Raw genomic sequence first — 22,116 nt, 5'->3', positions numbered from 1 at the left:
GGAGGCTTTATGGATTACGCGACATTTAATGGATTATATACACTGTTCTTAATTATTATTTTCGTTGCTTTGATTTTATGGGCATACAATAAAAAACATAAAAAATCCTTTGAAGATATTGGAAATTCTATTTTCGATGAGCATCAGGACTCAACAACGTGTGCCCGCGAAAAGAGCGAACAGACAGGAGCTAAAAAATAATGACCCTTTTTTGGACAATATGGATCACCGTTATCACCCTCTTCGTTATTATCGGTTGTGCGTTGCTTCTCCGGGCGACATCAAAAAACAATACAGGCGTCGAAGAAGGTAAACCGATGCCCCATAGCTTTGATGGCATTCAAGAGTTAAACAATCCATTACCTAAATGGTGGGTGGGTCTGTTTTGGTTCACTATCGTAATTGGTTTACTGTATAGCCTCGCCTTCCCAAGTTATACCGCGAACTGGAATGGACTACTTGATTGGACCAGTTCAGAACAAAGTGTGATGTCACCAGAAGAATCTAACACTCTCGCAGAAACCTCACATTCACAGTATCAGCGAGAAATGAACGCTGCAGACCAGAAATTTGGTGCCGTATTTAAACAACTTGCTTATGATGAAAAAGGGATTTACAAAGATATTGCCTTAATTGCCAAGGATCCAGAAGCGGTTAAAGTAGGGCAACGGTTATTTCTGCAAAACTGTGCGCAGTGCCACGGTTCAGATGCACGCGGTAGTACCGGTTTTCCTAACTTAGCAGATAATGATTGGTTATATGGCGGAGAGCCTGAAAATATAAAACAGAGCCTGATGCTGGGTCGTCAAGGGGTAATGCCCTCTTGGAAAGAGATCTTGGGCGAACAAGGTATTAAAGAAGTCGCGACTTATGCACTTCAACTCAGCGGGCGTCGCGTTAATGTTGTTGAAGCTGAAGCGGGTGCAGCGCGTTATATCATGTGCGCAGCTTGCCACGGCGCAGAAGGGGGCGGTTCGCACACCCTTGGCGCACCAAACTTAACCGATACTATTTGGTTATACGGTGCCTCTCGCAAGGCAGTTGAAGATACCATTCGCAATGGCCGCAATGGTGTGATGCCCGCTTGGGGCGATGTACTCGGAGAAGATAAAGTTCACCTGATTAGTGCCTTTGTTTACTCCCTTTCACAACCCAAATAAGTAGGCTTCGCAACGTAACAAATTACCTGTATTTAATATAAAAGCCTCGGAAACGAGGCTTTTTATATGCTAGATTGATTCATCTCCTTCTCTTAGTAGGGCTATTATGAAAAACAATAATAAAAAAGCATGGTTTAAACAATTCTGGCCTTGGTTTTTAATCATATTGCCTATGGCTGCGGTTGTTGCCGGGATCAGCACGCTTATTATCGCAACCAGTAATAAGCCAGATATGGTTATGGATAATTATTATGCAAAAGGCAAAGCGATAAATGCCGATTTTACACTGCTAAAGAATGCGCAAAAACGCAATATTAAAGCCCTCGTGGTACAAAATAAAAATGAGCTTATTGTCAGCTTAAATGGCGTTATAGATAATAGCTCCATTAATCTCTCTTTATTTCATTCCACATTAGCCAGTCGCGATATCTCTGTGTTGCTTACCGCTGACAGCCAGGGTAAGTTTCATTTTGAAACGGACAAAGATCTTACGGGTAAATGGCAATTACGCATAGAGCCCTTTGATAAAAGCTGGCGTTTAGAAAAAACAGTCACTTTGCCGATAAGCGAAATCAGTTTGTAATGACAGGGCAGACACAGTGCTTTCATTGTGGGGAGCCTAATCCTAAAAATAGCCACTATAGCGTGACCATTAATGGTCACGCTCAAGCGATGTGTTGCCCTGGCTGTGAAGCAGTCGCACAAACTATCGTTGATAGCGGTTTAACGTCTTACTATACTCACCGCAGTGAGCATGCAGACAAAATGGTTGCGTTAGTACCCGAACAGCTGCGCCAACTTGATCATTATGATGTACAACAGATCCAAGAAGATTTTGTTAAAAAAAATCAATCTGGCAGTGAAATAACCCTAATGATTGAGGGGATTAATTGTGCTGCATGCGCTTGGTTAATTGAAAAACAGCTCCGTTTTATGCCTGGTTTGCTCTTTATTAATGTCAATACTACTCTTCATCGCGCGGTTATTCGCTGGGATAATCGGCAACTTAAACTCAGTGTCATTCTAAAAGAGATACAAAAAGTAGGTTACAAAGCTTACCCTTTTCAAGTTAATAAACAGGAAGCGTTTTACACACAACAAGCGAAATCCTATCTCCGCCGTTTGGGACTTGCTGGCCTTGCAACGATGCAAGTAATGATGTTTGCTATCGCCCTCTACGCGGATTTTTTCTCAGGTATGGAAGCCGAGTTTATCCACTATTTTCGTTGGGTCAGTTTTATTTTAGCCACGCCAGTCTTACTTTATAGCGCACAACCCTTTTACATTAATGCATGGCGCAATCTACGTAATAAAACCTTAGGTATGGATATCCCTATTTCGATTGCTCTGTTGGGGGCTTATAGTGCATCCGCTTATGCAACCATTAGTGGGCATGGTGAGGTATACTTCGAGTCGGTGTCGATGTTTACTTTTTTATTACTACTTGGCAGGTTATTAGAACTGCGAGCAAGACGTAAAGCTTCGGAAAGCAGCAGTAATTTATTGCGTTTACTGCCTTCAATGGCGACATTAATTAAAGAAACAGATAAAGTGCAAGAGCACTGTCTTATTCCCGCAAAAACAGTTCAAGTTGGGCAGTTGATTTTAGTCAAGGCGGGCGAGACGGTACCCGTTGACGGCACCATTATTAGCGGACGAAGTAATATCGAAGAGTCGATGTTAACGGGTGAGCACCTGCCCGTCAAAAAAGAGAGAAACGATCTTGTTTTTGCGGGCACGGTTAATATTAGCAGCCCACTCACCATTCGCGTTGATAAAATCTCAGCCAATAGTTTAATCGCCGATATTATTCATTTACAAGATACAGCTCAACTTAACAAACCACATATTGAAATTATTGCCGATAGCGTTTCCCGCTACTTTGTTGGCGCTTTATTGATTATCGCCTCACTCACCTATATCAGCTGGCACTTTATCGCCCCCGAGCAGGCATTTTGGATAACCTTGTCGGTATTAGTGGCGACTTGTCCCTGCGCACTCTCTTTAGCAACACCAACAGCACTCACCTGCGCCACTGCAAAACTCAATAAGCAGGGCATTCTTATTAAGCAGCACTATGTATTGGAAACGCTCAATAAAATTAATCATATGGTCTTTGATAAGACAGGCACCTTAACCAAAGGTGATTTTTCACTGCTCACAAGCACGGTTTATGGTGGTTACTCAATACAACAGTGTCTTGATTTAGCAGCACAATTAGAAAAGGTATCAGAGCACCCTATCGCACTGGCTTTTCAAAAAAAACAAAAGCACAGCCCCCTTTTAGATAATATTGTCAATATCGCAGGTCAAGGCTTACAAGCTGATTATGAGCAGAAAAAATTAAAACTAGGCCATGCTCAGTTTTGCGCAATCGATAACCCCATAGAGAGTAAAGAAGTTGTTGTTTATCTGACTCTAGACAAACAATTATTAGCCATTTTTGAAGTCGGTGATGCGCTACGTGACAGCGCAGCCGCTATTATCGACTACTGCCATGACCTGAAAATGAAAACCACTCTGTTAACCGGTGATCTTTCCCTAAAAAGCGAGGAAATAGCGCACTTATTAAATATCGATAACCTTATCAAAGGGGTTACACCAGAAGGGAAGCTGCGCTATCTTCAGCAGCAGCAAAAACAACATGATCGTCTATTAATGGTTGGCGATGGCATAAATGATGCGCCCGTTCTAGCAGGGGCAGATATTTCCGTTACATTAGCCAGCGGCAGCGATATCGCCAAGAATAGTGCCGATGTTATTTTATTGGGTGATGATTTAAATAAACTAATATCACTTAAACAAATCGCACAAAGAACCACCACCATTATCAAACAAAATCTAGGTTGGGCAATAGCCTATAATCTTATTATTGTCCCCCTTGCCATTATGGGCTATGTGCCACCCTATATAGCAGCAATTGGAATGTCTTTTAGCTCTTTGATAGTGGTAAGTAATTCTCTACGGCTATTAAAATAAAACAGTCATGATTATTGTGCATTTAATAAGGTAACTAAAATGAGTATTATTTATGTGTTAATTCCCATCGCCATGCTCTTTGTTAGCATTGCTGTTATGGTTTTTTTCTGGGCGGTAAAGTCCAATCAGTACGATGACTTAGACCGCGAAGGGATCAATATTTTATTCGATGAAGATCCGTTACAGACAGAGATTGAGCACCATAAAAACACCGATATAACACCATCAAATGGCAAAAAAGGAGAATCTGAAGATGCTGGCCAATGATTTTTTTGCTGCTCTGCTGATTGGTTTGCTGGGTGCCGGTCATTGCTTGGGGATGTGTTCGGGTATAGCCAGTGCCATTACTTTTTCAGTAAATACAGAGCCAAGCAAATTTTCGTCACGCCTGTCATTATTATTATACAACTTGGGCCGAATTAGCAGTTACTCAGTCGCGGGAGCAATTTTTGCAGCGAGCAGTAGTGTACTAGTGCTCTTTTTCGGGGGCAAAGAAGCATTAATTTATCTGCGTTTACTGGCCGCCATTTTAATGCTGCTATTAGCATTATATATTTCGCGTATTTGGTTTGGCTTGCTAAAACTCGAACAAGCAGGGCAAGTGATATGGAAATTTATAAAACCCATTGCCCAGCTTTTTATCCCCTTAAAACACCCTTTATATGCTTTTCCCCTTGGTTTTTTATGGGGCTGGTTACCCTGTGGTCTAGTTTATTCAACACTCTCTTGGGCAGCAAGTAGTGGCAGTGCGTTTAATGGCTTTATTATTATGGTAGGATTTGGTCTAGGCACCTTGCCTGCCATGCTCAGCGTCGGAGCGCTAAGCCAGCAGTTAAAATATTACTTAAATCACCACTACTTCAGATATGGCAGTGGCATACTACTGGCAATATTTGCAATACATACCTTTTATATCGCAGCGCGGCAGCTAAGCTGATCCTTGCTTATAAACGCCTTCAATTCGCCCCCCTCAAGTAGCCGGTGCATAATGCCCCAAAGGTTGAGATACAGATATGAGTCGATTTTATAAGCGCGCTATTTTTCTACAACTGTTTATTAATAAGATTAACCACAAACATTATTAATTAATTTAGACTTGCCTCTTTTGTTGGGAATCTACGTGCCAGCGCGTATAAAAGAGCAGTGAACAGCACAAATCATTAGAAAGTGTTCAAAGCGGCTTTAATTAATGTTAATATTGATTTAAGTCAAAAAAGGAAACTAAAAGAACTATGGAAAAAAGCAATACACATCGAGTCCAATTGGGTGGTTGTGCCATTCATTGCCAAGACTGTAGCATTAATCAATTATGTATTCCTTACTCTCTCAATGAAACTGAATTAGATCGTTTAGATGAGATTATTGAACGTAAAAAACCGATTCAGAAAGGTCAGGAGATATTCAAAGCTGGGCAAGAGATGAAATGTCTTTATGCCATTCGTTCAGGCACCCTTAAATCATACACCATCACCGAGCAAGGTGATGAACAGATAACCGCTTTTCATCTGGCGGGTGATCTGGTCGGCTTTGATGGCATTAACACAGGCACACATCCCAGTTTTGCCCAAGCACTTGAAACAGCAATGATCTGTGAAATTCCTTATGACACACTCGATAACCTTTCGACAACGATGCCAAAACTTAGACAACAAATTTTACGTTTAATGAGCGCTGAAATTGTCGGCGATCAGAATATGATTTTGCTACTATCAAAGAAAAATGCAGAAGAGCGCCTTGCCTCTTTTATCCATAATCTATCAGTGCGCTTTGCTACGCGCGGTTTTTCTCCTAGAGAGTTCCGTTTATCAATGACTCGTGGTGATATTGGCAACTACTTAGGCCTCACCGTTGAAACTATTAGTCGCCTTTTGGGGCGCTTTCAGAAAAACCATATGATTGCAGTAAAAGGAAAATATATCAGTATATTAGACCACAAAATGCTTGCAGAACTCGCAGGTGAAAAGAAAAAAGATTGATATAACCCAATGTTCTGACATTCTCTCCAATAAAATAGTCTTTTCCTGAATGAAAAGGCTATCGATCTTAAGCTATCTGATCTAAATTAACAAATACCATCTTTTTCTAGTAGAGGACACTATGATTAAATACCGTAATATTTTAGTGCTTATCGATCCAAGCAAAACATCTCAACCAGCTCTTGAGCAAGCAGTTCAAATCGCTGAAAAAGATAAAAAGGCTAAGATAACCCTGTTTGTATGTTGCTATGATCTTAGTTATGAAATGACGTCATTAAGTTCAAATGATGAGCGTCAAGCAATGCAACGGATCGTTATCAAAGAAAATCGAGATTGGTTAAAAGAACTCGCGTTACCCTATGAAGAAAAGGGTTTAAAGATAGATAAACAAGTTGTCTGGCATAGTCGCCCTTTCCAAGCGGTTATTCTTGAGGTGTTGAAAAACAACCATAATTTGGTTATTAAATCAACACATCCACACTCAAAATTAAGTGCCATTTTATTTACCCCTACGGATTGGAATTTATTAAGAAAATGTCCTGTTCCGCTGTTATTAGTTAAGCAACAACAATGGACAGAAAAAGGTAATATTCTTTGCGCTATTGATTGCAAAAGTATTCAAGATGAAGAGCATCACCAGCTCAATCAACAAATCTTAAGCGAAGCAAAAGCGATAGCGGAGATTCTAAATGTAAATATTCATATTGTTAATGCGTACCCTAGTCCGCCAATGAATATTATGCTCGAGTTGCCCGAGTTTGATCCCGTCAATTATGAAGATGGTTTGAAAAAATTCCATCGAAAAACGTTAACTGAATATGCCCAACAGTATGCAATCCCAGAACAAAATACGCATCTAAAGCAAGGTTTACCTGAAGATGTTATCAGTGAAGTTGCCAATGACATTAATGCTCAATTAGTTATTCTTGGTACTGTCGGTCGCTCCGGTTTAAGTGCAACTTTATTAGGTCATACTGCAGAGCAGGTGATTGATAACTTAAACTGTGATTTACTTGCTTTAAAACCACAGGGTTTTATCAGCCCCATTAAACTTTAAGAGATATTTATGAATCGATTAGTCGCGGGTGACAAAGCGCCCTTTTTTACGTTAGCAGACAACCAAGGTAATAACGTCTCATTAACAGACTTAACAGGTAAAAAAGTACTTGTTTATTTTTACCCTAAAGCATTAACCCCTGGTTGCACAACACAAGCCTGTGGTCTGCGTGATGTAAACGGCGAACTGGCCGCATTAAATACCCATGTGTACGGTATCAGTCCTGATTCTGTCAAAAAGCTAGCCAGCTTTGTGGCGAAAAAGGAACTTAATTTTCCATTGCTATCGGATGAAAATCATGCGATAGCTGATGCCTTTGGCGTCTGGGGAGAAAAGAAATTTATGGGTAAAACCTATGATGGTATCCATCGCATTAGTTTTTTAATCAATGAGCAAGGCACAATTGAAAAAGTATTCGATAAATTCAAAACTAAAGATCACCATCAAGTCGTTTTAGATTATCTAAAAAGCTAATGACTAAACCCTCCAAGCGATTTGAATCCTTAGTTTCAAATCGCTGAATGGGATAACGCCTTCCTATGAGATTTTAATTGCTTTCTTCCAACAGCTCTAACTGCTCACGGCTTGGCCAAGCATTTAATACTGCTTTAACTAACGTTGCCAGCGGGATGGCAAAAAACACCCCCCAAAATCCCCACAAGCCACCAAAGATCAATACAGACATAAGGATCACAACCGGATGTAAGTTAACAGCTTCAGAAAATAAAATAGGCACAATTATGTTACCATCGATTGCTTGTATAGTAATATAAGCCACAATCAAATAAGCAAAATCAGCTGAAATTCCCCACTGAAAAAGAGCAACAGCCGCCACTGGCACCGTCACAGCCGCTGCGCCAACATAGGGAATTAATACAGATAAGCCAACCAACACGGCCAATAGCGCAGGATAACGTAAATCCATAAAAAAGAAGGTAAAATAAGTAGCCACCCCAACGATCAGAATTTCAATCACTTTGCCACGAATATAATTCATTATCTGTCCATTCATCTCAATCCAAACTTGATCTGCCAACTTCCGGTTTCTAGGTAAAAACTGCACAAAACTATTGATCAAAATAGTTTTATCTTTAAGCATAAAAATCATCAGTAAAGGCACTAAAATCGCGTAAACAATTAGCGCGGCAATATTTAAGAGGGAAGCAAATGAGTGCGATAATAAGAACCCCCCTCTCTCTAACAAGTATGATCGCAGGTTTTCAACAATGTGGGTGATCATCAGAAGATCAATTGCTTCCGGATACTGACTGGGAAGCGTTAACACATAAACTTGTACCTGATTAAAAATAGCAGGTAAATCTCGAAGTAAACTGCTTCCTTGTTTAAAAACTATCGGTAGCACCCCCAAAAATCCGAAGATAGCTATTAATAAAAATATCGACATAACGATAAATGTGGCTATGGTGCGATTTATTTTAAAACGCATTAAGTAATTAACTGGCCAATCAAGCAGATACGCAAGTACCAACGCAACAAACAAAGGTGCTAAAATATTACCGAAAAAATAGAAGACCGAGAAAGCAGCAAGTAGTAATAAAAATAGCGTACTTAAATTGGGATCCGCAAAACGATGCTGATACCAATTCGTTAATTGTCTAAACATATACTTATCTACCTTTATTATTTGAGTTTTATCAGTAATGAAATCTTATTTTCAAACACACTAGTTGAATAATAATATCCTTTTTTATCAAGGTACAAAATAATATCTCGCATTGCCTGCTGCGTTGAAAAAAGGAGGCAAAGTTGATCCATTATGGGTTGTTTTGAAGTGCTATTTTGTAACCATAAGAAACGTCTTAATATCACCAGTGTCATTGGACACTTTTTGTTACGTAAATCAATCGTTTTCATTTGTCCCCATGTTACTTCAAGATGCGAAATCAGCAAGCCAAATTGTGTTTATATGCTAAGTATTAAATTGAATTATAGTCATTCTACACGGGAATTTTATAACGACGTAGATAAGTACAATTTACGCTGCCCCGCGTGGGACGGCTCGAGAAGCAGTGCTGCGTTACAGCACCCTATAAGGGAGTAACCATGCAGGTTTTAAATACTTGCATCTACTCCTACCGATAGAGGGTTAACGTAGTTAATCACTCGAGAGGCCTTTAATCCGGTCTCGGAGTCGAGCGCATAATAAAGCACATTAAGGTATCATCGCTATAATATCGCTTCAGAGAAAAGAAGATGATTATCAGGTTTGTCTGCAGATAAGACAATCAGCACTTGCAATAAATTGAAGCTTGTTTATGATTTTACTCTGTTTTCTATTATTTGTTGGTGTTATGTGGCTACTGTGCTGAATAAATCCCTGATTAACTCACTCTATTTTGTTTTTCTATTATTCGCAAATAGTGCAAATTCATCAAATACACTTCCCGATATAGGTACCGTTGGCGCGGGTGCATTAACCATTGAAAAAGAAAAAGACTATGGCTGGGCATTTCGTTTGATGGCCAATCAAGCGCTGCCCATTATTCATGATCCAATTCTCAACTACTATATTAATGACCTAGGTCAAAACCTAGTTAGTCATACAGATTCGGTTAAGATGCCATTTAACTTTTTTCTGATTGAAGATAAAGAGATTAATGCGGCGGCATTCTTAGGCGGGAATGTAAAAATTCATACGGGTCTGTTTTTATATGCACAAGATGAAAGCGAATTAGCGAGTGTGCTCGCTCATGAAATAGCTCATATTACTCAACGCCACTTAGCTCAGATGATCGAAAAGCGCTCATATAGCAACCCAGCAACGCTCGCAGCACTCGCAGGATCTGTTTTACTTACATTGGTATCCCCTGCGGCAGGAATGGCTGCACTGAGCACCAGCATGGCTGTATCAATACAGTCACAAATTAACTATACCCGTTTACATGAGTATGAAGCGGATCGGATAGGGATACAAATACTAGTCGACTCAGGCTATGACCCTTATGGCATGGCCAACTTCTTCGGTAAACTAGCTGAAAAATATAAATATACCAGTTTGCCTCCACAAATGTTGTCAACACATCCCCTTCCAGAAACTCGCTTAGCTGAAGCTCGCTTGCGTGCCAGCCAATTTGATACAAAACAGATAACAAACAGTCTAGATTACCAGTTAAGTAAAGTGCGGATCACAGTCCGTTATAGTGATCTATCGGCCGGTGGGGCGATTAATTATTACCAAAGCCAACTCAAAAATAAAAAATATCAAATCAAGGAAGCGGCACTTTATGGCCTCGCCCTAGCCTATTTTAAAAATGAAGACTATATCAAAGCGCATGAAGTCACATTAGATTTATTAACTCAACATAGTGAGAACCTATTTTTTATTGATTTATTAAGCGATACTTCACTTGCATTAAATCATGCGGATGAAATAATTAAATTACTAGAAGATCATTATACTAAATCACCAGACAATCCCGTCTTCGTCCTCAATTTAGTCAATGCATTACAAGTAAACAAGCAAACAGATAAAGCTGAAAAAATACTAGCATTATTTATACGCACACACCCAGATCATATTTTAGCTCACCTAGTAGCCATCGATCTTTATAAAGCGCTGAAAAACCGCACCAAAGAACATGCCAGCAAAGCACAATATTTAGCCCTACAAGGACGTTTTCTTGAAGCAAGCCAAGAAATGGGCAGCGCGTTAGCCTATGCAGATAATAAATTAGACCAAGCACGCTACAGCGCAACCATCGAATTATATAGAAAAGATGATTTACGCTTAAAAGCACTACAGGAGTAGCTCCAAAGCTGCTTGGCTGATGACTTAATTCGACTATCGGTGCAGACTGTCATCTCTATTTTAGGCTCCGAGCGAGTTAATAACATCAGACAGAGCCAAGTGATGAGGCCTGTCTTTCCATAAAATCACTTCCCATGTGCGACAATCCATTTTTTAAGTAGGGCAACATCACTCTTGTAGTGGGATTTAATGAGTTCAACCCAATCATCTATATTGTCCCACCATGCAGGTAGATCTGGGGATTGTATCTTTTGCGCTAGTTCTTGAATACGCTTTAACCCGACAGAGCCCGCGGCACCTTTTATTTTATGTGCCTCACTCGCGATTCCATTTTTATCTTTTGCTATTACATTAGAATCGAGTACCTGTAAATAATCTTGCATCATCTTCTCAAATAATGCCAAATTAGCCAGCATCACCGAGGTAGGTAAAAAGTCGAATAATTCAGTTAACATAACTTCATCAAATAAAGATTCTATTGTATTTTGCGCTTTGTAAGGTAATAACGCATCTGTCGTCTCTGTCGATACAAAAAGCCGTTTTATCATCGCATTTAATGATTCAGCACCAAGCGGTTTACCTAACGCATCATCCATTCCCTGATCGATAAATTTTTGCTTATCTGTAAATACATTCGCAGTCAGTGCAACAATAGGCGGTAAGTTATCGCCATAACGCTGCCGTAATTGTTGTGTCACTTGATAACCATCCATATCGGGGAGCTGAATATCCATTAATATCAGTTGATATTGCTTGCTAGCCACCTTTTGCAGCGCTTGTTTACCGTTTGTCGCGCTATCAACCTGATGGCCTGATTTTTCCAATAATGAGGTTGCAACAATAATATTAAGTTCGATATCTTCGACAAGTAAAATAGACAGAGTAGGCAAGGTTGCTAAGACCGTTATTGGTTTGGCCTCTTTATCAGAGCAATCCATAGGGAGAGATAATTTAAAAATACTACCCTGACCAAGTTCACTGCTTACGCTAAGCTTCCCGCCCATCGCTTGTACTATTTGTGAAGAAACGGCTAACCCTATTCCAGTTCCTGTTGCATGAGTATTGCCCTCAACTTGATAATACATAGCAAAAATCTTTTCCAATTGGTCCGCTGGGATGCCAATACCTGAGTCTTGCACTTCAAAATGAAGCTGGTCTTGGGTCCCCTCTTTACGCGTACAAAAACAACGAATAGTAACAGAACCTTGCATGGTAAATTTGACTGCATTGCTAATAAGGTTCCATAAAACCTGCCGTAAACGCGTGTCATCTGCATCAATATAATGGGGCAACAAACTGCTTTGTTCAAAACGTAAAGCCAAGCCTTTTTGCTCTGATTGAATAAATGCTAAGCTTTTTAAATCACTCATAAAATCAAACATATCAATATGATTACTAACCAAATTCAAACGGCGACGATCAAGTTTATCCAAATCAACAATATCATTAAAAATATTCCCTAAAGTGATGGCACTGATATGAATGGTTTTTAAGAGTTTAATTTGTTCGCTGCTAAGTGGTTCATCTAATAGCATTCGACTTAAGCCGACAATACCATTCAGCGGAGTGCGTAATTCATGGCTAATGGTTGAAATAAAGGTGGTCTTATCCCTACTCGCTTTTTCTAAAAATTCCTCGTTCTTTTTGCGCTCGGTAATATCCCGACCAAAGCCAATAATACCGACACACGTTTTCTGACTACTATATAGGGGCAGTGCGCGCACTTCAAAATATGCTTTTCGGCCATTTGGATAATGCAGCCAATGCTCATGAATTTGTTCTTTCTGGCTGTCTTGAACTCTCTCATCGCGTTGCACAACTTCATTAGCATAAGCTTCAGGAAAAATATCAAAAGGTGTTAAACCTATCAATTGTTTTTCTGTTTTCCCCGTTAACAATTCCATTGCCTTATTACAACTTACGAAGCACCCTTTTAAATCACGATGAAAAAACAGGTCCGGAGAAGTATCTATAAATGAACGCAGCAAAATAGCAGCCTGTTCGACTTTGCTTTGACTTTTATGGTGCTCAATAATTTCTCTTTCAAGTGCCTCTGTTTTTTGCTGATCATTTTTCAGCAGCACCTGTAATTTAACAACCGTATCATCCAGATTCTGCCTTGCATCTTCTAAATCACCCACGACAACTGTCAAAAAATAGACAGCCCAGGGAGTGATCAACAAACCTAAAATAAATGAACGATAAACAATGACAATATCTAAAGGCTCATTAAAATAATAAGCCAGCAATATTTGTAGTAGAAAATCGGCAGTCATTATCGCAGCTGCAAGAATTAGACTAAAACGTACTGCGCCTAATCGCTTTAATAGCGCCACATAATAATGAACCCATATTTTTAAATTAAATATATTCACAGCGCCTCACTATGTAAACACCATTGGAAATACTGATGCTTAATAGGATAAAGTATAAAATAAAACTTATTTATTATAATCTTAAATAGCATTTATATATCGAATTTATCCGTGATTTAAATAATAAGATCAAAAAAAATTAGTTAACCTCAACAGAGATAATGAAAAAGGTATTCGCTTTAAGATCATTCACATCATACTGTGTTAATAGTTTTGTGTAGTTTAATGCAATGTAGCGTAGCAATAGCGGGTTATTAGTCGTTTAGCTAACACAGGAATAGCGACACAGTCACTATTGGCTTCTCCCCCGCAGAGGTTAGGCTTAAAAAACGGTCATATTTTGTATAGTAACAATGCGTCAATAATTAGGCGGGTTGGTGTTTCCCCGAAGAAAACAGCCTAAAAGCTCAAAAAACAGGCGATTTACATAACAACAAGTGATCCTTTTAATTTCATGGTTTTTAATTTTTTGTAACAGGTCTATAATGCAGCGCTCAAATTATTAATACATGCGTAATAATGTTTAAGGGAGAGTTTCCTAATGGCAATGCCAGATATAGCAAATAATGCACAAGCTCAGACAGAAGGTAAGCTTGATCGAGTCGGTATGAGTAATATTGAGTTACCGCTAATGGTACAAACTGATGACAGTGCACCACAGCAAGTTAGTGCCAGTGTGGAAGTATTTGTGAACCTAGGCGATGCTAAAGCGAAGGGTATCCACATGTCCCGCCTGTATTTACAACTGGACGAGCTCTCAACTGAATCTGAATTAACAATTCCTACATTGAGCGCCTTATTAGAAGGCTTTATTGAAAGCCATCATGAGCTCAGTCAGCAAGCGTTTATTAAATTCACCTTCGATTACCATCTCCGCCGCAAATCACTCATTAGCGAAAAGCGTGGCTGGAAGGCATATCCCGTTACTATTATTGGACAACTTATTAACAGCGAACTTGTCTTTGAACTACAGGTCAACGTCCCCTACTCATCAACCTGCCCTTGCTCTGCGGCTTTAGCACGTCAACTTATTCAGCAGGAATTCGCGCAAAAATATGCCCAACAAACAGAAATTGATAAACATGAGATTCTAACTTGGCTAGGCTCCACACAAGGCATTGTTGCCACACCACACAGTCAGCGCAGCGTGGTTGAAGTTAAAGTTAAATTAAGTAATTTAAATAAAAACTTCCCACTTATCGAACTGATCAACTTAATTGAAAACACGCTAAAAACACCAGTACAAGCAGCCGTTAAACGTGAAGATGAACAAGAATTTGCTCGCTTAAATGGTCAAAACCTGATGTTTTGTGAAGATGCAGCTCGTCACTTACAGTCAATGCTTCATCAACAAGTAAAATTTGAAGACTTTTGGCTACGAGTTAATCATTATGAAAGTTTGCATGCACATGATGCGGTATCTATTACTACGAAAGGGATTGAAGGCGGTTATTCTGCTTAAAAAGCAGTCAACATGAATAGTCAACCAATAAAAAAGGAAGCCTAATGCTTCCTTTTTTATTGGTTGACTATTGCATATTAATGCACGCTAGTCTGATTGCGTCCAGATGCTGTCGCATCGTGTAATGCTTTGCTTGCTTCAACCATTAAGGTTTTCATCGAGTTCATATCACTTGGGAAAATACTTGATAAACCGACACTCATGCTGACCAGATCGCTGGCTTCTGAGTGTGCATGCTCAGTAGCAGATGCTTGTACTGATTTATGCAGTGCTTCAGCAATTCTTAGAGCTCCTGTCGCATTGCCACCTTTTATCAATATTATAAACTTCTCCCCCTCAATATGAGATACAAAACAGTCAAATTTTCCACATATTTGCTGCAGCACAGAGGCAACAATGATTAATACATCTTCACTTGCGGCTTCACCATAATGATCAACATAGTCCTGAAAGTAGTCAACTTCGCACATCAGCATAGAAAGTAGCTCTTTCTCCTCAGTACTTTCTTTCCAAAGTTTCACAAAGTTATGATGAAAAGAATTACGATCCGCTATATTCATGTCTGACATGATAAGTCTGAAATCAGACGCTTGAATAGGCGCTTGAATAGGCGCTTCGATATTAGCAACAGGCTTTTCTTCTATCTGAACATTTTCTTCTATTGGGACGTTTTTCGCATTATTAGCTGATTTTTTGAGTGTGAAATTACCACAAACTTGGTTGCGTCCGGCAGATTTAGCATTAACTAAGGCACCACCCGCTTCATTCATTAACATCCTCATCGAAATCGGGTAAACACTTGAAATACCAATACTCAGTGTCACTATTTTGCTAACACTCGAATATTTATGCTCAGTACGTGATGCTTCAACCGCTTTACGCAAAGATTCAGCGATTTCTAGGGCTTTTTCTTCATCACCACCTTTCATTAAAATGGCAAACTCTTGATTTTTGTAACGCGCTAAAAAACAGCCATGTTTTTCACATATATTCTTTAACGCCAGACCAACAACAAGCAACATAAAAGATGCTCCTTGATGCCCGTAATTATCATTGTAAGCTTTAAAGAAGTCGATCTCACACATGAGAACAGACAATAATTCATTATCATCACTTGCCTCTTGCCAAAGTTGCGCAAATTTAGTGTCAAAAGCCCCTCTATCTGAAATATTCATCTGTGACATGACTTGCTCAAAAGCAGAGGTTTCAGCATTAACGCTTTCTTCAGGTTGTTTATATTTCGCCAAATCAACCACACCTTTGGAATCACCATCCTGTTTTTTTCTCTCAAAACCGAATTCATCAGATTCACTTTTATCTTCTGTTGCTTTGTATTGCGCCATAATTTATTCCTTTAGAGTCTCTGTCTTTATTAAGCAGCTTAGAATGAGTTATTTCAAAGCCTATGATCCATCACTTACTAAAGTTAAAATGCAATTTAAATACCAACTTTTATATTAATATTTATCATTACAATCAACAATCTTACCATTCAGCGATTCACATGTTTTTTGAGTCTATTTGTATATATCATATTATTGTAAACCCTAAGTAATAACAGTTCACACAATATTTCCTTTTAGATAAGCGTAACTTGCTAGTGTTCACACTTTAAGCATCTTCTGAGCCGATCTTCCTAGAGGCGGTTTATCTTTCACGTTGGCAGCCAAATTATAGTGCATGCCCTATGAGTCTATTTTAACTTATCGCATCGTGTAACAATCATTCTAAAAGGCTTTAACCTTGCAAAGGCGTTTTCTACTAAGTGTCTGTATTTATACAAGCACCAATCTATGTCCGCATTACCTCCCATATTCCCAGAGGTTGATCAGACGTTGCTCCGGCACCATGCTGGTGAACCTTGACATAACCACCATCAATAAACGACTATTCAGTGTGGGTTTACGAGAGCGCAGCTTGACCTAAGCAATTTCCCTAAATCAGATTTTTTCGGTAAGGTTGCAGGAAGCATTTGATATTTGCATATTTAAAGCTCTCGTGGTCAGTTTTTTGTCACAAAAGACACGAAGGTCCGCTGTCAGTAAATACCGCAGGTGCTTTGCAATAATAGGATTAATGGCTTCATTCGACCTTGGCTAATCTTTCAATTCACTTTTTGAGAACTGTTTTATCATCAGCCAGAAACCTATGCCGTCATAACAGAATGTAAGCATCTCGGTTTTGTTGCGATTGAAAAAAAACAACCTGAGCGAGGATCGTTTGATAATCCCCGCTTGGCACATATGACAACCGGGGTTAAAAACCAAAGCCAAGTTTAATGGGGCTAATGAAGGCGTATCAATGGGTGGCCACGCAGTTAATTCAGTTTGACGTTACTTGTTTAGTGCTAACTTAGCGTAAAACAATTTATTTTACCTGCAAGGAGGGAGAGGAGCCATTCTCAGGAATTGCAGTGTTCTAAAAACACGTATCCAATTAAAAAAATATCGTTCGCCTTAAGTGAACGGTATTGAGCTACAAGCTCTGTTTTTGCTTAGACATATACCCATGATACATCAAGGTGCTTTATCAGGACTCCGTTCGGAGACCAGAATAAGACACAGCGAGAAGGCAATGGTTATTCCCTTATCGAATGCTGTAGCGCAATGTTGGCTTTCGAACCGAGCCCCCGTTGAGCAAGTCAAATCGCACTCGTCTGCGTCGTTATAAAACTTCGATGTAGAACCACTATACTGGAATTTTATACCGCGCATCTAAGCACAATTTTTCTGGCTGATTTTGCACCTTGAAGTAACATGGGTATATGCTACTAGCTAATATACTGAAGTACGATTTTTTCCTCCATTTGCAGCTTCACGTAATGCGGTGCTAGCTTCTACCATTAACATTTTCTTAGAACTTAAGTCACTTGGAAAAAGACTTGATAATCCGATACTCATGGAAACGGTATCACGCGCGTCTGAATATTTATGTGCAATCGCCGAATGCGCGATAGCTTTATGCAAAGCTTCGGATATTCGGAATGCTTTGGTTGCATTACCACCTTTAAATAATATGACAAACTTCTCGCCATCAATACGGAATGCAGAGGTACCAACTTTTTTAGATATCCCTTGCAGTGCAGCAGCAACAATAAGTAATACATCGTCACTTGCTTGCTCACCATAATTTCTAACGTAAGCAGCAAAGAAATCAACTTCACACATAAACATAGACAACAGCTCTTTCTCTTCTAAACTTTGTTCCCAAAGTTTGACAAAGTTATGATGAAAAGCACTACGGTCAGCGACGCCCATTTCTAGCATGCTTTTCTGAAGACTTGAATTTCCAATATTAACAGGATAAACATCATCCGTTTGTTTACTCTTTTCTTCAGCTTGGTTATCTGTTAAATCGTTGCTGGTAGCTGAATATCTATTTTCTTCCAGCTCTCTTCTATCAATTATTTCTTCTTCTTTTTCTTCTTCTTTTTCTTTTCCGCTTAAGTTATTTGTTCCTTCCTGAATCGCATCTTCAGATAAATCAATTTTTTTATGAGAAAAATGTGCACAAGCTTTATCTCTACCAGAGGTTTGGGCCTCGCATAATGCACTATCACCTTCTTGCATAAACTTTTTGGGGGATGTTGGGTACGTGGTTGATATACCTATACTTAAGGTTACTACTTTACTGACATTAGAGTATTTATGCTCAGTGCGTGACGCTTTAACCGCTTTGCGAAGGGATTCAGAAACCTCTATTACTTTTTGCTGATCACCACCTTTCATTAAAATGGCAAACTCTTGATTTTTGTAGTGTGCTAAAAAACAGTCGTATTTTTCACATATATTTTTTAACGCCAGCCCAACAACAAGCAACATAAAAGATGCCCCTTGATGCCCGTAGTTATCATTGTAGGCTTTAAAAAAATCGATCTCACATATGAGTACAGACAATAACTTATTATCATCACTTGCCTCTTGCCAGAGCTGTGTAAACTTACTATCAAAAGCACCTCTATCGGAAATATTCAGATGTAATAACACTTGCTCAAAAGCAGAGGTTTCAGCATTAACGCTCTCTTCAGGTTGTTTATATTTAGCCAAATCAACAACATCTTTGGACTCACCACCCAGATTTTTTATCTCAAAACCGAGTTTATCAGATTCACGTTGCCCTTCTGTTGTTTTATATCGCGCCATAATCTATTCCTTTAGAGTCTCTACCTTTATTAAGCCGCTTAGAATAAGTTAATTCAAAGCCTATGTTCCACCACCTGCTAACAATTAGATTTGCATGCTTTTTTATTTTGCTATTTCAGTGCACCTGTATTTGTCATCTTATTGTAAACCCTAAGTGATGGCTATTCACACAATATATTTTTTTGCATAACCGTAACTTGCTAGAGTTCACACTTTAACATTTTATTTAGCTAAGCCTTCCTAAGTCCGTAAGACAACGAAATCAGTAAGTCGTTTCGGCTCTGTTGCAACTATCATCCGTCTCTATTTGTTCATTACAACATTCACCAAACATCATGCAAAGAATAAGTTCAATAATATTAATGACTATTAATGGACACAAATTTGATCACGACCAGATCCTTTTGCGTTATATAAAGCACCATCAGCCTCGGCTAACAAGATTTTCATTGAATTTAATTCGCTTGGAAAAATACTAGATAATCCCATGCTCAGTGTAATAATATTATTAACTGAAGAATAGAGGTGCTCTATTTTCGCATTTTCAACCGCTTGGCGTATGTTTTCAGCGACCTTTAGCGCTTTGGTTGCGTTACCCCCCTTGATTAAAAACACGAACTCTTCACCACCATAACGTGCCACAAAACAGCCTAATGAATCACATACACTCTGCAATGCATTAGCAACCGCCAGCAGTGCTTGATCGCCTTTTTGATGTCCATAATTATCATTATAAGCTTTAAAAAAATCGATATCACACATCACTAAAGAGAATAATTCACGCTCATCACAAGCCTCTTTCCAGAGTTTGGAAAATTGCACATCAAAGGCACGACGATTAGCGATACCCGTTAATTGATCATGTAGCATCTTAACTTCAAAATCGGATGCTTCAGAACTCAACTTTTCTTCTGTTTGTTTACGTGTTGAAATATCACGTGACATGATAACAATACCTTGATAATCACTCTCAGGATCTTTAAAAGGGGTTTTATGCACCTCATACCAAATCTTTTTGCCTTCAAAGAAGATCAACTCCTCAAATATCAGCGGTTCGCCGGATTCAAGTACTTCTTTATTCTGACGTTCAGCCCAATCGGCACGATCAGCAGGCAACAATTCACTCTGTAACTGACCGATTATCTCTTCTGGGTTTGTGGCCCCCATTAACTGGGCAAATGCATTATTTGCGCCGATTATACGTCCTAACTTATCGATCAAACCAATAGGGTCAAGACTTGCTGAAAAAACGGTGCTTAATAATACATTCTGTTTAGATAACGCCTTTTCTGTTTTTTTACGTTGTAAGTTTTCATCCTTCAATTTTTCATTCAAATTGTATAAAGGTGTAATATCTCGATCGATCGTTAATATTGCAAAGATAGCTCCGTCGTTATTATGGAGGGGAAGCTTAACGATATTAATTAACCCTAGTTCGCCATTTTGCTGCTGAATCCACTCTTGCGTATTAAACTTCTCCCCCTTCCAGACAGGCTCTTCTTGTTGCTTATCTTTGTTTATAATATCAATTGGCATTATGTCCAATGCACGCCGCCCTGTTGCATAGCTAACCGTAGTATTATTTGCACTGGCCCATGACTTATTACAACCTATAATGGTCCCTTTAGGCGATTTATAGGCAATCTGCTCGGGAATGGAGTCAAGCACTGTGCGCAGCAATTCCCGTTCTTCCGTTAACTTCTGCTCTGCTTGCAACAATGCGGTAATATCTTTCAAGTGACAAAACCAGGCGGTTTTTCGCTTGTAATGAATTCGTTTTGCAGATAACTCAATATCATGGAAGCTATTATCAACCAACAAGCGGAGACGTTTATCTTCAATAATTATTTTATGGCTTTCCTTATTAATAAAACGCGACAATAAAAGCTGATTCTCAACATCTTCAAATGCATATTTACTTTTTATTTTTTTAAACGGAAGTAAGAATTTAACTTCATCATTTAGATAATAAACAGTCCGTCCGTCTAAGGAAAAAATAACCAGAGGATAAGGCGATGAATCTAGTATATATTTAAACTGAAGATCCTTTTTTCGCCATGAGTAACTAACTAAAAAGAATAAAAGAGTCACACAGACAATAAGTATTATCTTAGCCGTCATTTCAGCAGAAGTACCCCAGATAGGATTAATGGCTTTATCAATCACCACAGCGATACTAGTAGGCATGTTTTCGAGTTGCTTTCCCCAGTCAATCCAATTTAAAAGCGTTTGTTGCTCGTCTGATGTATATACAAATAACTCATTGCTACTCGCATCAAGTGACTGTTTATCAAAAAACAGAGATAAAAATCGATCTAATAAATGCGAATTTCGTTGCACACCATTAAACAAAACAAGGGCATCGATCTTTTCATAATAAAGATCGATTAGCAGTTCTAATAAACCAGGATATTCTTTATAAATTATCCTAGGCGCAGCCATAAAAAAGGGTAATTGCTGTGCTTCTGGCAATAGTCCTCCCACAATAAGAGGCAATCTATTATCTGAAAAAAAAGCGTTCATACTATCTTTGTGTGTTGAAAAATAATAGAAATGCGTTTCTATTGCTAACAGAGGAGATTTTTTAAGATCTGCTAAGGTTGTGCTTTCCTTTGCTAATCCACAATAAACAGACGGCTGGTTATTAGTGAACAATTGATCTGCTGAGAGTGTACCTGAGGGGGAGTAATTGACTATTATCCCGCTCTTCTGTGACCACTGCTGCCAGTAATCAACAATTAAACCTTGTGCGTTTTGCTGCAGGTCGAAACCTGAGTAGGGTAAGTTTTGATCAAGGTAAACGGTAAAATGGCTAGGTTTGGTTGATTCGTTAAGCTCCCCAAATAAAGGTGTCAGGAAAAAAAATAAAGAAATAAATGAGAGCAATTTCGACATAATGGTATCTATTTTAAATGAATCATAACTATCTATTCTAACCCATGGCCCGATTAAAGATAATTATTACATCTATTTAGAGACTGGAATTTTGGGCTCGCTCTACAATTAGCATCATTTAAAAGACCTCAGGAGCAATAACAACGATAGTATCCGCTCACCGACTCAAGTTTATATTTAACCTCAATTCTGGATAAGCTAAACGATACAGTACCGTTATTTACGCGTATTTCTGCGTTAAATCATCTGCCAATAACCAGTTATTGCTGCGATGATTCGCCTTGAACTACGCAAAACTAAC

17 protein-coding genes and 1 pseudogene are annotated in these 22,116 nt (G+C 38.9%); 11 read left to right on the top strand and 7 right to left on the bottom strand.

All coding sequences use genetic code 11. The features are described from left to right. The first annotated feature begins 9 nt into the window (after positions 1 to 9). The 9 genes from KSO91_RS08865 (at position 10) to bcp (ending at position 7,646) form a co-directional block, all read left to right on the top strand. Positions 10 to 201 (top strand): cbb3-type cytochrome oxidase subunit 3, encoded by a 192-nt coding sequence (locus tag KSO91_RS08865; protein WP_238742598.1) that lies wholly within the window; start codon positions 10 to 12, stop codon positions 199 to 201. Further along, entirely contained in the window at positions 201 to 1,160 is a 960-nt protein-coding gene (gene ccoP, locus KSO91_RS08860) for a cytochrome-c oxidase, cbb3-type subunit III (protein ID WP_238742597.1), read from the top strand. Before KSO91_RS08865 ends, ccoP begins: the two co-directional genes overlap by 1 nt. Before the next feature lie 106 nt (positions 1,161 to 1,266). Next, complete coding sequence (locus KSO91_RS08855) at positions 1,267 to 1,743, top strand: FixH family protein (RefSeq protein WP_238742596.1); 477 nt, start codon at positions 1,267 to 1,269, stop codon at positions 1,741 to 1,743. Further along, on the top strand, positions 1,743 to 4,139 hold the full coding sequence (locus KSO91_RS08850; RefSeq protein WP_238742595.1) for a heavy metal translocating P-type ATPase: 2,397 nt from the start codon (positions 1,743 to 1,745) through the stop codon (positions 4,137 to 4,139). The genes KSO91_RS08855 and KSO91_RS08850 overlap by 1 nt, the downstream gene beginning before the upstream one ends. A gap of 39 nt (positions 4,140 to 4,178) precedes the next feature. Then, entirely contained in the window at positions 4,179 to 4,406 is a 228-nt protein-coding gene (ccoS, locus tag KSO91_RS08845; RefSeq protein WP_238742594.1) for a cbb3-type cytochrome oxidase assembly protein CcoS, read from the top strand. After that, entirely contained in the window at positions 4,393 to 5,076 is a 684-nt protein-coding gene (locus KSO91_RS08840) for a sulfite exporter TauE/SafE family protein (RefSeq protein ID WP_238742593.1), read from the top strand. The genes ccoS and KSO91_RS08840 overlap by 14 nt, the downstream gene beginning before the upstream one ends. A 295-nt stretch (positions 5,077 to 5,371) precedes the next feature. Next, positions 5,372 to 6,115: an FNR family transcription factor gene (locus KSO91_RS08835; RefSeq protein WP_238742592.1), complete on the top strand. Its 744-nt coding sequence runs from the start codon at positions 5,372 to 5,374 to the stop codon at positions 6,113 to 6,115. A gap of 121 nt (positions 6,116 to 6,236) precedes the next feature. After that, positions 6,237 to 7,172, top strand: a complete 936-nt coding sequence (uspE, locus tag KSO91_RS08830; protein WP_238742591.1) for a universal stress protein UspE — start codon at positions 6,237 to 6,239, stop codon at positions 7,170 to 7,172. Between the two features lie 9 nt (positions 7,173 to 7,181). Next, the gene (gene bcp / locus KSO91_RS08825) at positions 7,182 to 7,646 is read left to right on the top strand and encodes a thioredoxin-dependent thiol peroxidase (protein ID WP_238742590.1); all 465 of its coding nucleotides are present in this window, start codon (positions 7,182 to 7,184) and stop codon (positions 7,644 to 7,646) included. A 73-nt stretch (positions 7,647 to 7,719) separates the two neighbouring features. On the opposite strand, the gene KSO91_RS08820 is transcribed toward bcp, so the two are convergent. Next, a complete protein-coding gene (locus KSO91_RS08820) occupies positions 7,720 to 8,796 on the bottom strand; it encodes an AI-2E family transporter (protein ID WP_238742589.1) in 1,077 nt (358 codons plus the stop codon). Positions 8,797 to 8,813: 17 nt separating this feature from the next. Beyond that, positions 8,814 to 9,047 carry a sulfurtransferase TusA family protein gene (locus KSO91_RS08815; RefSeq protein ID WP_238742588.1) on the bottom strand — a complete coding sequence of 78 codons (234 nt, stop codon included), beginning with the start codon at positions 9,045 to 9,047 and terminating at the stop codon, positions 8,814 to 8,816. Positions 9,048 to 9,486: 439 nt separating this feature from the next. Here KSO91_RS08815 and bepA point away from each other — a divergent pair, with 439 nt between their 5' ends. Beyond that, complete coding sequence (gene bepA / locus KSO91_RS08810) at positions 9,487 to 10,941, top strand: beta-barrel assembly-enhancing protease (protein WP_238742587.1); 1,455 nt, start codon at positions 9,487 to 9,489, stop codon at positions 10,939 to 10,941. Positions 10,942 to 11,066: 125 nt separating this feature from the next. Here the strand turns inward: bepA and arcB are convergent, their stop codons facing one another. Further along, positions 11,067 to 13,316 (bottom strand): aerobic respiration two-component sensor histidine kinase ArcB, encoded by a 2,250-nt coding sequence (gene arcB / locus KSO91_RS08805; RefSeq protein WP_238742586.1) that lies wholly within the window; start codon positions 13,314 to 13,316, stop codon positions 11,067 to 11,069. A 541-nt stretch (positions 13,317 to 13,857) separates the two neighbouring features. On the opposite strand from arcB, the gene folE2 reads away from it, so the two are divergent. Continuing rightward, entirely contained in the window at positions 13,858 to 14,778 is a 921-nt protein-coding gene (folE2, locus tag KSO91_RS08800; protein ID WP_238742585.1) for a GTP cyclohydrolase FolE2, read from the top strand. Positions 14,779 to 14,855: 77 nt separating this feature from the next. Here the strand turns inward: folE2 and KSO91_RS08795 are convergent, their stop codons facing one another. From KSO91_RS08795 to KSO91_RS08780, 4 genes and pseudogenes are all read right to left on the bottom strand, one after another. Then, positions 14,856 to 16,121: a diguanylate cyclase domain-containing protein gene (locus KSO91_RS08795; protein WP_238742584.1), complete on the bottom strand. Its 1,266-nt coding sequence runs from the start codon at positions 16,119 to 16,121 to the stop codon at positions 14,856 to 14,858. 350 nt (positions 16,122 to 16,471) lie between these two features. Continuing rightward, positions 16,472 to 16,585 (bottom strand): annotated as a pseudogene (locus KSO91_RS08790) (IS5/IS1182 family transposase); the annotation flags it as partial. A 967-nt stretch (positions 16,586 to 17,552) separates the two neighbouring features. Beyond that, a complete protein-coding gene (locus KSO91_RS08785) occupies positions 17,553 to 18,920 on the bottom strand; it encodes a diguanylate cyclase domain-containing protein (RefSeq protein WP_238742583.1) in 1,368 nt (455 codons plus the stop codon). A gap of 369 nt (positions 18,921 to 19,289) precedes the next feature. Beyond that, positions 19,290 to 21,815, bottom strand: coding sequence for a diguanylate cyclase domain-containing protein (locus KSO91_RS08780; protein WP_238742582.1), 2,526 nt, complete (start codon positions 21,813 to 21,815; stop codon positions 19,290 to 19,292). Between the last annotated feature and the right edge of the window lie 301 nt (positions 21,816 to 22,116).

The sequence above is a fragment of the Psychromonas antarctica genome, from assembly GCF_022267535.1.
Classification (GTDB): Bacteria; Pseudomonadota; Gammaproteobacteria; order Enterobacterales; family Psychromonadaceae; genus Psychromonas; species Psychromonas antarctica.
This window is presented reverse-complemented; position numbering and strand designations above follow the sequence as displayed.